Annotated in this window: 9 protein-coding genes; 4 read left to right on the plus strand and 5 right to left on the minus strand. The window is 69.9% G+C overall.

The features are described 5' to 3' along the window. Position 1 precedes the first annotated feature (1 nt). Positions 2-4,195 carry a HAMP domain-containing protein gene (locus AB0C28_RS03840; RefSeq protein ID WP_357838948.1) on the minus strand — a complete coding sequence of 1,398 codons (4,194 nt, stop codon included), beginning with the start codon at positions 4,193-4,195 and terminating at the stop codon, positions 2-4. A 462-nt stretch (positions 4,196-4,657) separates the two neighbouring features. On the opposite strand from AB0C28_RS03840, the gene AB0C28_RS03845 reads away from it, so the two are divergent. Continuing rightward, positions 4,658-5,857, plus strand: a complete 1,200-nt coding sequence (locus AB0C28_RS03845; RefSeq protein ID WP_357838945.1) for a SpoIIE family protein phosphatase — start codon at positions 4,658-4,660, stop codon at positions 5,855-5,857. A 266-nt stretch (positions 5,858-6,123) separates the two neighbouring features. Here AB0C28_RS03845 and AB0C28_RS03850 read toward each other — a convergent pair whose 3' ends face one another. The 3 genes from AB0C28_RS03850 to rho form a co-directional block, all read right to left on the minus strand. Then, entirely contained in the window at positions 6,124-7,902 is a 1,779-nt protein-coding gene (locus AB0C28_RS03850) for a prolyl oligopeptidase family serine peptidase (RefSeq protein WP_358073015.1), read from the minus strand. Positions 7,903-8,046: 144 nt separating this feature from the next. Beyond that, positions 8,047-9,099, minus strand: coding sequence for a putative RNA methyltransferase (locus AB0C28_RS03855; RefSeq protein WP_358073016.1), 1,053 nt, complete (start codon positions 9,097-9,099; stop codon positions 8,047-8,049). 132 nt (positions 9,100-9,231) lie between these two features. Next, positions 9,232-10,338 (minus strand): transcription termination factor Rho, encoded by a 1,107-nt coding sequence (rho, locus tag AB0C28_RS03860; RefSeq protein ID WP_357838936.1) that lies wholly within the window; start codon positions 10,336-10,338, stop codon positions 9,232-9,234. 400 nt (positions 10,339-10,738) lie between these two features. Between rho and AB0C28_RS03865 the strand changes: the two genes are divergently transcribed. The 3 genes from AB0C28_RS03865 to AB0C28_RS03875 all read left to right on the plus strand — a co-directional run bounded on the left by AB0C28_RS03865 (position 10,739) and on the right by AB0C28_RS03875 (position 12,274). Further along, positions 10,739-10,879, plus strand: a complete 141-nt coding sequence (locus tag AB0C28_RS03865; RefSeq protein ID WP_346107312.1) for a hypothetical protein — start codon at positions 10,739-10,741, stop codon at positions 10,877-10,879. Between the two features lie 75 nt (positions 10,880-10,954). Continuing rightward, positions 10,955-11,629 (plus strand): MBL fold metallo-hydrolase, encoded by a 675-nt coding sequence (locus AB0C28_RS03870; RefSeq protein WP_357838933.1) that lies wholly within the window; start codon positions 10,955-10,957, stop codon positions 11,627-11,629. 159 nt (positions 11,630-11,788) lie between these two features. Beyond that, on the plus strand, positions 11,789-12,274 hold the full coding sequence (locus AB0C28_RS03875) for an NUDIX hydrolase (protein WP_346107308.1): 486 nt from the start codon (positions 11,789-11,791) through the stop codon (positions 12,272-12,274). On the opposite strand, the gene AB0C28_RS03880 is transcribed toward AB0C28_RS03875, so the two are convergent. Then, positions 12,233-14,134, minus strand: coding sequence for a nitrate- and nitrite sensing domain-containing protein (locus AB0C28_RS03880; protein WP_357838928.1), 1,902 nt, complete (start codon positions 14,132-14,134; stop codon positions 12,233-12,235). The genes AB0C28_RS03875 and AB0C28_RS03880 overlap by 42 nt on opposite strands. Positions 14,135-14,195: the final 61 nt, after the last annotated feature.

Raw genomic sequence — 14,195 nt, forward strand, 5'->3', positions numbered from 1 at the left:
ATCACGACCCTTCGGCTGACGAGGCGGACGGTGAGGAGTCGGACGCGGCACCCCGTCCGCGGCTGAGCCAGCCGCGCAGGCGTTCGAGCAGGCGGTCCACGTCGACCGGCTTGGGCACGTAGTCGGACGCGCCCGAGGCGATGCTCTTCTCCCGATCGCCCCGCATGACCTTGGCGGTCAGCGCGATGATCGGCAGGTCCGCGAACTGCGGCATGCGGCGGATGGCCGAGGTCGTGGCCCAGCCGTCCATCTCCGGCATCATGATGTCCATCAGTACGAGCGCGACGTCCTCGTTGCGTTCGAGCTGCTCGATACCCTCCCGTCCGTTTTCAGCGTAGACGACGGTTGAACCGTGTCGCTCCAGCACGCTGGTGAGTGCGAAGACGTTACGGATGTCGTCGTCCACGATGAGGATCTTGGCGCCGCTGAGCGGATCGTCGCCCTGCCACTGGCTGGGCGTCTCGACCGGCGGCTCGACCAGCTCGGGCATCGGCAGGTCGAGCGGCAGCGGCGGCTCGGGCGTGGCCGCGGAGCTGTCGTCCGACGGCGGCGTCATGAGCTGACGGCGGGTCGCCGCCCCGCCGTCGGTCGCGGCCAGCGGGCCGGTGTAGGAGGCCGGCAGGTAGAGCGTGAACGTGCTGCCCTTGCCCAGCTCGCTGTCCACGTGGATCTCGCCGCCGAGCAGCCGGGCGATGTCGCGGCAGATCGCGAGGCCGAGGCCCGTGCCGCCGTATTTCCTGCTCGTGGTGCCGTCGGCCTGCCTGAACGCCTCGAAGATGACGTCGCGCTTGTCGGGCGCGATGCCGATCCCGGTGTCGATCACCTGGAACGCCATCAGGTCGTCGGCCTCGTGCAGGGTGTCGTCGTCGAACTGGACCCCGGCCGGCGGCGTCGTGATCCGCAGTTTCACCTCTCCGCGCGGCGTGAATTTCACCGCGTTGGACAGCAGGTTGCGCAGCACCTGCTGCAGGCGCTGCTCGTCGGCGCGCAGCTCGTGGGGCACGTCGGAGTCGACCTCGACGCTGAACGACAGGCCCTTGTCCTGGGCCAGCGGCGCGAACGCGGCCTCCAGCAGATCCACCATCTTCGGCAGCGACACCTGGATCGGATGGATGTCCATCCGGCCCGCCTCGACCTTCGACAGGTCGAGCATGTCGTTGATCAGCTGGAGCAGCGCCGAGCCCGCGCTGTGGATCGTCCTGGCGAACTCGACCTGCTGCGAGGTCAGGTTGCCCTCGGCGTTCTCGGTCAGCAGCTTGGCCAGCACCAGCAGGCTGTTGAGCGGCGTGCGCAGCTCGTGGGACATGTTGGCGAGGAACTCGGACTTGTAGCGCGAGGACACCGCGAGCTGCTCGGCTCGCTCCTCCAGCGTCCGCCTGGCCTGTTCGATCTGGAAGTTCTGGATCTCGATCGCGCGGTTCTGCTTGGCCAGCAGCGCCGCCTTGTCCTCCAGCTCGGCGTTGGACCTGCGCAGCTCCTCCTGCTGGCGCTGCAGCTCGTCGGAGCGCTCCTGGAGCTCGCGGGTGAGCCGCTGGGACTCGGTCAGCAGGTCTTCGGTGCGGGAGTTGGCGATGATGGTGTTCATCGTGACGCCGATGGTCTCGACGAGCTGTGTCAGGAAGTCGAGGTGCACCTCGCCGAACGGCGTGAACGAGGCCAGCTCCAGCACGCCGAGCACGCGGTTCTCGAACAGGATCGGCAGCACCACGATCTGCGCCGGCGTGGAGCGGCTGAGCCCGCTGTCGATGGTGATGAACTGCGGCGGCACGTCGTCGAGGACGATGTGCCTGCCCTCGGCCGCGGCCTGTCCGACGATGCCCTCGCCGATTCCGAAGCGCTGGCGCGGGCCCCGGTCGGGCCGCACGCCGTAGCCGCCGATCAGGATCAGCTCGTGGTCGCCCTCGGGGTCGATGCTGTAGAAGGCGCCGTAGCGGGCCGAGACCAGCGGTGTCAGCTCGCTCATCGTCAGCTTGGCCACTTCGAGCAGGTCGCGGTGGCCCTGCATGAGCCGGGAGATGCGGGCCAGGTTGGACTTGAGCCAGTCCTGCTCCTGGTTGGCCTGCGTGGTCTCGCGCAGGCTGCCCACCATCGAGTTGATGTTGTCCTTCAGCTCGGCCAGCTCGCCCTGCGCCTCGACGGCGATCGAGCGGGTCAGGTCGCCGCGGGCGACGGCGCTGGTCACGGTCGCGATGGCGCGGATCTGCGTGGTGAGGCTCTCGGCCAGCTCGTTGACGCTCTCGGTGAGCCGCTTCCAGGTGCCCTCGACGCCCTCGACCCGGGCCTGACCGCCGAGCTGGCCGTCGGAGCCGACCTCGCGGGCGACTCGGGTCACCTCGGAGGCGAACGAGGAGAGCTGGTCGACCATCCGGTTGACGGTGGTCTTGAGCGCCAGGATCTCGCCCTGGGCATCGACGTCGATCTTGCGGGTCAGGTCGCCGTTGGCGACCGCTGTGGTCACCTCGGCGATGTTGCGCACCTGATAGGTCAGGTTGTTCGCCATGGAGTTGACGTTGTCGGTGAGGTCCTTCCAGACGCCCGACACGCCCTTCACCCTGGCCTGGCCGCCGAGCTGCCCCTGCGTGCCGACCTCGCGGGCCACTCGGGTGACCTCGTCGGCGAAGGAGGACAGCTGGTCCACCATCGTGTTGAGGGTGTCCTTCAGCTGCAGGATCTCGCCCTGCGCGTCCACCGTGATCTTCTTCGACAGGTTGCCCTGCGCCACCGCGGACGACACGGCCGCGATCTGGCGCACCTGCGAGGTCAGGTTGTTGGCCATGGAGTTGACGTTGTCGGTGAGGTCCTTCCAGACCCCGGACACGCCGCGCACCTGCGCCTGGCCGCCGAGCTGCCCCTCCGTGCCGACCTCGCGGGCGACTCGGGTCACCTCGGAGGCGAACGAGGAGAGCTGCTCGACCATCGTGTTCATGGTCGACTTGAGCTCAAGGATCTCGCCCTGGGCGTCCACGTCGATCTTGCGGGTGAGGTCGCCGTTGGCCACGGCCGTCGTCACCTGGGCGATGTTGCGGACCTGATAGGTCAGGTTGTTCGCCATGGAGTTGACGTTGTCGGTGAGGTCCTTCCAGACGCCCGACACGCCCTTCACCTCGGCCCGGCCGCCCAGCTTGCCCTCGGTGCCCACTTCGCGGGCGACGCGGGTGACCTCGTCGGCGAAGGAGGACAGCTGGTCCACCATGGTGTTGAGGGTGTCTTTCAGCTGCAGGATCTCGCCCTGCGCGTCCACCGTGATCTTCTTCGACAGGTTGCCCTGGGCCACCGCCGTCGCCACGGTCGCGATGCTGCGCACCTGGGAGGTCAGGTTGTTGGCCATGAAGTTGACGTTGTCGGTCAGGTCTTTCCAGACGCCCGACACGCCGGTCACCTGCGCCTGGCCGCCGAGCTGTCCTTCGGTGCCGACCTCGCGGGCGACTCGGGTCACCTCTTCGGCGAAGCCGGACAGCTGGTCGACCATCGTGTTGACGGTGTTCTTCAGCTCGAACATCTCGCCCACGGCGTCGACCGTGACCTTGCGGCTCAGGTCGCCCTTGGCCACCGCGGTGGTCACCACGGCGATGTCGCGCACCTGGGCCGCCACGCGCGACGACATCGTGTTGACGGCCTCGGTGAGGTCGCGCCAGCTCCCTGACATGCCGCGCAGGTTGGCGCTGCCGCCCAGCCGGCCCTCGGTGCCCGCCTCGCGCGCCACCCTCGTGACCTCGGAGTTGAACAGCGCGAGCTGGTCGACCATGCCGTTGATGGCCTTGCCCAGACGGCGCACCTCGCCGCGCGCGGAGCGGTCGAGGTCGATCCGCCGCGACAGGTCTCCCTTGGCGACCGCGTCGATGACGTCGGCCGCGCCGCTCACCGGGCTCACCAGGGCGTCGATCAGCATGTTGACCGACTCGACGCTCTCCGCCCAGGCGCCGACGCCGGGGCCGGGCGTCAGCCGCTCGGCGAAGCGGCCCTCCTTGACCACTTCTTTACGCACGCGTACGAGCTCATTGGCGAGGTGCTCGCGACGGTCGGCCACTTCGTTGAGCAGCAGCCGCACCTCGCTGAGAATGCCGGGAGGCGCATGAGGAACCCGCCGCCGGAAGTCGCCGTCACGCCAGGAGAAGAGAGTCTCCAGGATGGGCACGAGATCCGACTCGGTGTAAGTCCTCTCCTCCGGGCTTGGCGCGGCCTTGGCCGTGGTCATGGGGCCTCCTTCACTCGCACCTGGCTCCGGCGAGTGATTCAAGTCTGTCACGATGAGTAGCTCGTAGTCCTGCCCTTGGATTTACCCCAAGTCAGCGGGAAGTGTGGTAGGCACGGTGGGATGACTGCTTCTCCCCATGCGGTACTCGCTGCGACGTTCGCGCCCGGCGAGACCGCTGTGACGTCTGCGATGAGGTTCACGCGCGAGGTGATGACCGCGTGGGCCACCGGAGGCGTGCTCCATACCGCCGAGCAGGTCGCAGGAGACCTGACCGAACAGGTCGCTGACGAGCCGTTTGAGGTGATTTGGAAGCATTTCGGGGACGCAGTCCAAGTGGAGTTGCGGCAGCGAAACCTTTCCCAGGGCGATCCGAAACCCCCTTCTGTCAACGTAGAGGAGTGGGGAGTCACCTTTGCGGGTGATTCCCGTGTCCATTGGGCTAGGCTCACGCTACCTGGCTCCGTGGACCGGGTGGCCGCCGAATGGCTGGAGGAGAGCAGCAGAGGGCCCCACTGGCTGGGGTTTCTCGCCGACGCCAGCGACCTGCTGGCGGGCACCCTCGACCCCGACATGGTGCCGGCCATCATCGCCCAGGTCGTGGTGCCGCGCCTGGCCAACTGGTGCGCCGTCTACACCTCCGCCAACTCCGGGCCGCTGCGGCTGGTCTACCTCTGGCACGCCGACGAGGCCAGGATCGACGGCCTGCGCGAGCAGCTCGCCGGGATGGACATCGACGCCGCCGACACCAGGGTCACCTCCACGATCCATCTGCCCGACTCGCAGGTGCTGGCCGTGCCGCTGACCGCGCGCGGGCGTGGCCTCGGCATGATGTGCCTGGGCCGGCCCGACCGCTTCCCCGACGAGGTCATCCAGTTCGCCGAGGACATCGGCAGGCGCGCCGCCCTCGCCATGGACAACGCCAGGCTCTACGCCCAGCAGGCCGCCGCCAACCGGGCGCTGCAGCGCAGCCTGCTCCCGCCCAACGAGCCCGAGGTCCCCGGGCTCGACTACGGCGTCATCTACGAGCCCGCGGGCGAGGCCAACGAGGTCGGCGGCGACTTCTACGACCTGTTCAAGGCGGGCGACGACTCGTGGCGCTTCGCGATCGGCGACGTCTGCGGCACCGGCCCCGAGGCCGCGGCCGTGACCGGGCTGGCCCGCCACACGCTGCGACTGCTGGCCCGCGAGGGCTACGGCGTGGCCGCGGTGCTCGGCCGGCTCAACCAGGCGATCCTGGAGGAGGGCGAGCGGGCCAGGTTCCTCACGCTGCTCCACGGCGACATCACGCCCGTGCCCGACGGGCTGGAAGTGCGTCTGGTCTCGGCCGGTCACCCCGAGGCCCTGCGGCTGCGGCCGGGCGGCAAGGTCGAGGCCGTGACCACGCCGCAGTCGTTGCTCGGGGTCTTCCACGAGGTCATGTTCGAGGCCGACACCATCCATCTGGACCCCGGTGACGTGCTGCTCGCGGTGACGGACGGGGTGACGGAACGGCGCTCGGGCGGGCGGCTGCTCGACGACGACGGCGGCCTGGCCAAGCTGCTGGCCGAGTGCGCCGGGCTGTCGGCCAGGGCGGTGGCCGAGCGCATCCGCAGGGGCGCGGCCGACTTCGCCTCCGAGCCCAGCGCCGACGACCTGGCCATCGTGGTCCTGCGCGCCCGCTAGATCGGTTCGCGTGCCGCTGTGGCTCCACGCCGGGGGCGTGGGGTCGTGCGGGGGTACCGTGGTCCTCACGGGCGCGGGCGGTCCTGGGATGTCGCCGACCGGCTCGGGCCCTTGGGGGTGGTGCTCATGGTGTGCCCTCCGGCTACTTGCGGTGGCCGTGATGATGACAGGCGTAACGGCCGCTGGTCAAGGGCATGGTCAGGGAGCACGCGGGCCTGAGGACAGCATCCGGAAGCGTGCGGCCGGGAGGTCGGGGCCCGGGAGGGTCAGCCCACCGGCCGCCAGGCCGGGCTCACGTGCTTGCGGGCGAACTCCAGTTGCAGCGCCGTCTGCGCGAGCCGTTCGGCCACCACGAGCGCGCCCCGGACGGAGTCGTACATGTAGACCTCGTGTTCGAGGCCGTTCTCCGCCAGCTTGGCCACGTACTTCTCGATCTGGCGCAGCGGGCAGCGCGCGTCGTTGTCGCCGGCCAGGATCAGCAGCGGGCTCTTGACCTGGTCGACGTAGGTGATCGGGGAGCTGGCCGCGTACCGTTCCGGCTGCTCGTCGGGGGAGCCGCCGAGCAGGGCGCGGTGGAAGGCGCGCAGGCTCTCGGCCTCGTCCTCGTACGACGTCTGGTGGCAGGCGATCGGCACCGCGGCGATGCCGCACGCCCACAGGTCGGGCTGGGTGCCGAGGCCGAGCAGGGTGAGATAGCCGCCCCACGCCGAGCCCGCCAGCACCGTCCTGGCCGGGTCGGCGATGCCCTGGTCGACCACCCACTGCCGGACGGCGGCGACGTCCGCCAGCTCGATGTGGCCGACGTCGCCGTGCAGCGCGTCGCGCCAGGCCGAGCCGTAGCCGGTCGAGCCCCGGTAGTTGACCCGCACCACGGCGAAGCCGGCGTCCACCCAGGCGGCGACCTCCGGCGAGAACGCGTCGCGGTCGTTCGAGGTCGGGCCGCCGTGCAGCAGGAACACCGTGGGATACGGCACGGCGCCGGTCTCCGGCCTCGAGACCAGCGCGTGGATGCGGCCGCCCTCGCCCTCGACGTCCACGTCCTCGACGGGCACGCTCGGCGGGGCGGGCGGGCCGCTGGGGTTGACCACGACCTGGCCGGTGCTCGACCGGATGACCGGCGGGCGCGAGGCGCTCGACCACGAGTACTCGATCTGGCCGCCGGGCCGGGGAGCGGCCTCCTCGATCACGCCGTGCGGGGTGTCGATGAGGGTCAGGCCACCGCCGGCGAGGTCGTAGCGGTGCAGGTAGCTGCGGCCGCGGTCGTCGCGCAGGATGAGCAGGCCGCGGCCGTCGTCGTACCACTCGGCGTTCAGGTCACCGGAGTCGCGCAGCCAGATCTCGCGCTGCTCGCCGGTGACCGGGTCCCAGACGAGGGGCTCGTGGCGCTGGCGGCGCTCGTGCAGCGCCAGCAGGCGCCGGTCGCCGACGACCGGGGCGAACGCGAGGCCGGTCACGCCCTTGCCGACGCCGTCGTGCAGCTCGCCGACCGTGCGGCCGTTCTGGCGGACGACGCGCAGGGCCGGGTGGCGGAAGTTGCCGTACTCGCCGTGGTTGATGGCGATCAGGGAGCCGTCGAGTGACATGGCGGCCACCCACGCGGCCTCCGTGTGCTCGTACAGCAGCTCGGTGGGCTCGCCCTCGCGGACGAGGTGGACGCGGAAGGCCCGCTCGGCGGCCAGGCTGATCGCGGCGACGCCCGTCGTGGACAGGGCGATGCCGCCGGGCTGGCCGGGCGGCAGGTCGGGGGCGACCGGCTCGTCGAGGCCGCCGGTGAACGGCTGGCGCCGCCACTCGCCGAAGTCGGCGCCGGTGTCGGCGAACCAGTAGATCCACTGGCCGGTGGGGTCGATGGCGGCGTACGCGGTGCCCATGGGCCGGTCGGTGACCTGGCGGGTGGTGCCGGTCAGCCGGTCCCAGGCGTAGACCTCCCACTTTCCCGTGGCGTTGGAGCGGTAGATGGAGCGGTTCGGGGCCTGACGCGCCCAGGACGGCAGCGTCATGCGCGAGGCCCGGAACCTGGCCTGCCAGCGTTCCTCCGCCTTCATCCGACGCGCCCCCTCCCTTGAGTGACCCGCGCCTCCCGGCGCGGGATGCCGTCCAGTATTGCGCCTGCGTCGGGGAAATACTCCAAGAATGTGGGGGAATTTCGGACTAAATGCCCCATCAGTAACACCGGTCGCACATGCCCGTCAAGCAACGGGTCTTGATCGGGGGGCCGGTTCGAAGATAGACAGCTGGAACGCCGCACGCGTCACCACTTTTCGCTGTCCTTCTGTGACGTTTCGAGCGACAAATGCGGCGATTCGCTCATCAAGCCCGGCCGGCTCGTTATGCCATGCATTCGGTCCCATCCCGATGACTTTGGCGATGTCGCCATGTTCCAGTTCCATCTCGAACGCGATCGAGCGCCGCTCCGACTCGGCGAAACCGTCCAGGCTGCGAGCCACCCTGCGCTCTTTCTCCTCATCGACCGAGAGCAGGCCGAGTTCCTCGACCAGCGGGCTGAGATGCGACGGTGCGGGGGTGACGACGACCGCGACGCCGCCGGGACGCAGGATCCGTCGGAACTCCGGCCCGTTCCTGGGCGCGAAGACGTCGATCACCACGTCGGCCACCCCACTCCTGATGGGAAGCGGACGCCACACGTCGGCCACGAACGCCCCTGCCCTCGGATGCACCCGTGCCGCCCGGCGTACAGCGTGCTTCGACACATCGAACGCCATCCCGATGCCATCGTTGATCGCGGTGAGCACAGCCGCCAGATAGTGTCCGGTGCCCGTGCCCGCGTCGACGATCACCGGCGCGGCCCTGCCCTCCGCGCGACGATCTTCGACGAAACCCGGTTCTTGCCCGGGACCACCTTGTCCCACGCCGAAACCGGCCTCCACTCCCGCAACACGGTACGCCCTCAACTCCCCGCCGTCATTCGTTTCGGTAGAGGACTCATGTTTTTCGGGAACGTTGTCGCTTGCCGTATATGTTCGCGCTGCTTCCGAGGCTGCTTCGGCAACCGCGTCCGCGAGCGGCGCGTAGTGGCCCCGGTCGAGGAAGGCGGCCCGCGCAGCCACCATTTCCTGGCTGTCGGCGGTGCCCGGCGGCCGGTTTCCGACCAGCAGGCTCACGTATCCCTGCTTGGCCACGTCGAACGAGTGGCCTGCGGCGCATCGCAGCGTGCTCCCGTCGAGCCGCACGTCGGCCCGGCAGACAGGACAGATGAGGTAGTCGACGATGTCAGCCAGCATGCGGCCCATTGTCGTGCACCGTCCGTCGTGCACCGTCCGTCGTGCACCGTCCGTCGTGCACCGTCCGTCGTGCACCGTCCGTCGTGCACCGTCCGTCGTGCACTGTCCCGTACGCAGGCGCGTGAGGTGTGCTCAGGCGGCCTGCGCTTCAAGGAGGAAGGCGGCGTTGGAGGGGGTGGAGCGGAGCCGGTCGACCAGGACTTCGAGGCCCTGACGCTTGTCCAGCGAGGCGAGCATGCGCCGCAGCCGCCAGACGACCTGCCGCTCCTCGTTGTGGAGCAGGATCTCCTCGCGCCGCGTGCCTGAGGACTCCAGGTCCACGGCCGGGAACAGCCGCCGCTCCGCCAGCTCGCGGGTCAGGTGCAGCTCCATGTTCCCCGTACCCTTGAACTCCTCGTACAGGCTGTTGTCCATCCGCGATCCCGTGTCCACGAGCGCGGTGGCGAGGATGGTGAGCGAGCCGCCGCCCTCGACGTTGCGGGCGGCGCCGAAGAAGCGCTTGGGCGGATACAGGGCGGCGGCGTCGATGCCGCCGGTGAGCACGCGCCCGCCGCTGGGCGCCACGTTGTTGTAGGCCCGTCCCAGCCTGGTCAGCGAGTCGAGCAGCAGGACCACGTCGCGTCCCGACTCCACGAGCCGCTTGGCCCGCTCGACGGCGAGCTCGGCGACGGCGGTGTGGTCGCGGTCGGGGTGGTCGAAGGTCGAGGCGAAGATCTCGCCGCTGATGGAGGCGCGCATCTCGGTGACCTCCTCGGGCCGCTCGCCCACCAGCACCACCATCAGGTGCGCCTCGGGGTGGTTGCGGGTGACGCCGGCGGCCAGCGCCTGGAGCACCATCGTCTTGCCGGCCTTGGGCGGCGCCACGATGAGGCCGCGCTGGCCCTTGCCGATGGGGGCGAAGAGGTCGATGACGCGGGTGCTGAGCGACTCGGTCTCGACGTTGAGCCGCTCGGTCGGATGGACGGGGGTGAGCTCGGCGAAGTGCGGCCGGTCGCGCCAGTCGTCGGTGCCGTTGACCGACTCGACGCCGACGAGCTTGTTGCCGGCGAAGGAGGCGACGACGTGGTCGCCGGGGCGCAGGCCGTACTGGCGGGCCTTGTCGGCCTGCAGCCGCATATCGCCGGGGCCGGGGAGTTGCCCGGCCCGGATGAAAGCGGATTTGTCGCGCAGGTCGAGCAGGCCGCTGACCTGCTCAACCGGCACGGCGGAACGCTGCCGCGGAATGGTTTGCACAGACATGATGGAACCCCTCAGGGGAAACGCGCCTGAGCCAGGTGAAGGCCCGGCGAAGGATGAAGACGGCTGGGCCCGAGGAAACGGGGCCGAACCTGATGAAGATCGGCGGAGCTGGAGCTCTACGCCTGGTGGCAAAGTACCACATCTTCCGGCCCATACAACGCCTAGCCCTCTTGGGCTATTCCCGGGCGGTTCTGGTGTGTTGAGCCGCGTCTCCCGGGCAGGTGCGTGACAATGTTCTTCTCGGCACCGAACGGCGAGGAAAATTACCGCACTCCGGTGTACCGAAAGGCGCAGAACCCCCATCGACGCGGCGTCATCGTGTCAAGTGGCATGCAGGATCTCTGCAACTCGATGAGGGTTCCATAGGAACCGACAGAAAACTCCTTGGGGGAGCAGCATTATGAAGACCGTCAACTGCCCGCGCTGTCACCACGAGCTCGACGAGGGCCCGATCATGTACCGGTGCGCACACTGCCGCCGCGCCGTCTTCGCGGCCGACGTCGAGAACGAGTACGTTCCGCGTCAGCCCGTCGCCGCCTAGTCTGGCCGGGTGCCACACAAGCCGATAACCGTGTCGGGCGTCGAAGTGACGCCTCTCTGCGACGCCGTGGGTCCCATGGGAGCGGCCATCCGCCGCCCGCCGGCGACGATGTTCGCCGGGTCCGCTCTTCCCGACGAGCCGTGGGTCCTGCACTTCCACTGCTATCTCATCCGTGCGGCGGACGGACGGCTGACCCTGGTCGACACCGGCATCGGCGCCGCGGACTCCCCGGCCGCGAGCTGGGCGCCGGTCCCCGGCACCTTGGCGGGTGAGCTGGCCGCCGTGGGCGTCGAGCCCGCCGAGGTCACCACCGTCATCCTCACCCACCTGCACAGCGACCACGCCTCGGGCGCGATCGCGGACGGCGGGCCGGCGTTCGAGAACGCCCGCTACGTCGTGCAGCGGGCCGAGCTGGACGCGGCGAGCGGCCCGATGCTCGACGAGGTCGTCACCACCATCAAGGGGCAGCTCCACGTCGTCGAGGGCGACGCCGAGGTCGCGCCGGGCGTCCACGTCCACGCCGCCCCCGGGCACACCCCCGGCCATCAGATCGCCCGGGTGGGCGAGGTGGCCATGACCGGCGACCTGGTCCTGCATCCCGTGCAACTGGCGGATCCGGGCATCCGCTACCTGTACGACGACGACCAGGAGGCGGCCGCGCGCACCCGGACCGAGGTGCTCGACCGGCTGCGGGCCGAACACGCCATTCTCGCCACCGCCCACTTCAGCGAGCCGTTCCTGCGCCTGTGAGCGCGCCCGTGAGCGTGCCTGTGAGTGCGCCTCTGAGCGGGCCTGTGAGCGGGCCGTTCCCGCGTCCGTGAGAGGGCCGGGCGGGCTTGACGCCACGGAATCGCGACCCGCCACGGCGAAGCCGCGGGCGTCGCCACCCGCTCTGCCATAGTGCCTTTTGTGAGCGATGACTTCTGGTCCACGGTGCACCGCGCCATCGCGGGGGCGTCGGCGTACATCACCGACGAGCACGGCCGCGTGCTCCTGGTCGATCCCAACTACAGGGAGCACTGGTCGTTCCCCGGCGGCATGGTCGACGCCGGCGAGCATCCCGCGCAGGCGTGCGCCAGAGAGGTGGCCGAGGAGGTGGGCCTCTCGGTCGAGGTCGGCAGGCTGCTGACCGTGAGCTGGGTCGACGGGCTGCCCAACGTGCCCTACCCGGTGGTCACCTTCATGTTCGACTGCGGCGAGATCCCGTCGGGCACGCCGATCTCGCTGCAGGCCGAAGAGCTCGACGACTACGGCTTCTTCACGGTGGAGGAGGCGGAGGGGCTGCTGGCCGGCCACGCGTACGAACGCCTGCTGGCCACCGCCGCCGCCCGCGCCTCCGGCGGCCTGACCTACCTACCGCCCGGCCATCGCGGGCTGGTCGGCCAGGAGAGCTGACGGCAGCGCGACCATGGCGGCCAGGCCGCCGTACGGCGACGGCGCCAGGGTCACCTTGATGCCGTGCCTGGCCGCCAGCCTGGAGACCACGAAGAGGCCGAGCCGGTCGCTCTGGGCCAGGTCGAACTCGGGGGTCTTGGAGAGGCGGTCGTTCAGCTCGTCCAGCTCGGTGCGCGGCAGCCCCAGGCCACGGTCCTCGATCTCCACCATGAGCCCGTGCGGGGTGGTGCCGCAGCGCACGTCCACCCTGGTCTGGGGCGGGGAGAAGAGGGTGGCGTTCTCGATCAGCTCGGCCATGAGGTGGGCCACGTCGGTGACCGCCGCGCCGACCAGCGCGACCGGCGGCGGCTGCACCACCTCGACCCGCTCGTACTCCTCCACCTCCGCCACGGCCGCGCGCAGCACGTCGTGGATCGGCACCGGGTTGCGCCAGCCCCGGCCGGGGGTCTGGTCCGACAGGATGATCAGGCTCTCCGCGTGCCTGCGCATGCGGGTGGTGAGGTGGTCGAGCTTGAACAGGTCCGCCAGCGTCTCTGGCGCCTCGGTGGCCCGCTCCATGCTGTCGAGCTGCAACAACTGCCGGTGCAGCAGCGACTGGTTGCGCCTGGCCAGGTTCACGAACACCTGGCTGACGCCGTGGCGCAGCCTGGCCTGGTCCACGGCGGCCTCCACGGCGGTGGACTGGACGTCGTTGAACGCCTTGACGATGTCGACGATCTCCGACGTCTGCGCCTTGACCTCCAGCGGCGCCACCTCCTCGGCCGAAGGCGGCCCGGCGTCGCCGCGCAGCCGCTTGACCAGCCCGGCCAGCCGTACGTCGGCCAGCTCCGTGGCGGCGTCGCGCAGCCCGGCCAGCTCTCGCACCAGGCGCTTGCGGAAGCGCAGGGAGATCATGATGGAGGCGATGACCGCGATCAGGCCCACACCGCCGGCGATGCCCAGCTTGACCAGCATGCCGATGGCGGTCGGGGTGACCCGCTGGGTGATGCCCCGCACGGCCAGCGCCTGGTCGCGCTCGACGGCGTTCCACAGGTTCTGGGCGTCGACGGGCCAGGTGGCCGCGCTCGCGGGCAGCCCGTTGACGGTCGCGGGCCCCTTGATGTCGTCCTCGGTCCGCAGGAACTCGGTGTAGACGGGAGCGGTGGACAGCTTCTCGTACGGCCCGCGCAGGCTGGAGTCCAGGTGCGACAGCGCCTGTGTGAAGAGCAGCCGCCTGGTGGCCGCCATCCCGGTGAACGCCTCCCGCTCGCGCGGATCCACCTGGCCCTTGGCCAGCACGATCGCGATCAGCGCCTGCTCCCTGGACAGCAGGTCCTTGGCCTCGCCCATCATGGTGACCGCTCTGGCCTGCTGGTAGAGGACCATGTCGGGCACCAGGACCATGGCGTCGTACATGCGGAAGGACGCGTCCACGATCTGGCTGTAGCCGTCGATGACGTCGAGCGGCGCGACGAGGGTGCCGTCCACCTCGCGGCGGAGGTCGGCGAGCTGGTCGAGCTTGCCGAGCAGCAGGTTGAGCTGCATGGTCATCGGGGGCGTCAGCTCGTGCTGCTGCTTGGCCAGCGCGCGGAACGCGTGCACGGCCCGGTCGGTCCTGCCGCGCTGCCTGGCCACCTCGTTCGCGCCCTGACCGGTGACCAGGAACTCCACCGAGGCCAGCCGCTCCTTCTGCAGGTCGATGTTGATCTGCTCGGACGGGGCGGCCAGATTCGTGGCCATTTCGTTGATCGCGAGCAGGCGGACGCCGTCGCCGCCGGTCAGACCGGCCGCGAACGCCCACAGACCCACCAGGGACAGCAGCGGGACGAGCAGGAGGATGAGGAGTTTGAGTGCGATGGGACGGCCACGCGTGGGGGGCATGCGACCTCCGGGTGCATGATGAGATCGCCTCGCAGAGTACACCCCCCTTTGGAAGGATTTC

It is taken from the genome of Nonomuraea sp. NPDC048892, assembly GCF_040649735.1.
GTDB lineage: Bacteria > Actinomycetota > Actinomycetes > Streptosporangiales > Streptosporangiaceae > Nonomuraea > Nonomuraea maheshkhaliensis.

Excerpts from the sequence above, each read along its gene's own strand:
- AB0C28_RS03840 (WP_357838948.1), bottom strand. The coding sequence starts at position 4,195 with ATGACCACGGCCAAGGCCGCGCCAAGCCCGGAGGAGAGGACTTACACC.
- AB0C28_RS03870 (WP_357838933.1), top strand. The coding sequence starts at position 10,955 with ATGGGAGCGGCCATCCGCCGCCCGCCGGCGACGATGTTCGCCGGGTCC.
- AB0C28_RS03855 (WP_358073016.1), bottom strand. The coding sequence starts at position 9,099 with ATGCTGGCTGACATCGTCGACTACCTCATCTGTCCTGTCTGCCGGGCC.
- AB0C28_RS03850 (WP_358073015.1), bottom strand. The coding sequence starts at position 7,902 with ATGAAGGCGGAGGAACGCTGGCAGGCCAGGTTCCGGGCCTCGCGCATG.
- AB0C28_RS03880 (WP_357838928.1), bottom strand. The coding sequence starts at position 14,134 with ATGCCCCCCACGCGTGGCCGTCCCATCGCACTCAAACTCCTCATCCTC.
- rho (WP_357838936.1), bottom strand. The coding sequence starts at position 10,338 with ATGTCTGTGCAAACCATTCCGCGGCAGCGTTCCGCCGTGCCGGTTGAG.
- AB0C28_RS03865 (WP_346107312.1), top strand. The coding sequence starts at position 10,739 with ATGAAGACCGTCAACTGCCCGCGCTGTCACCACGAGCTCGACGAGGGC.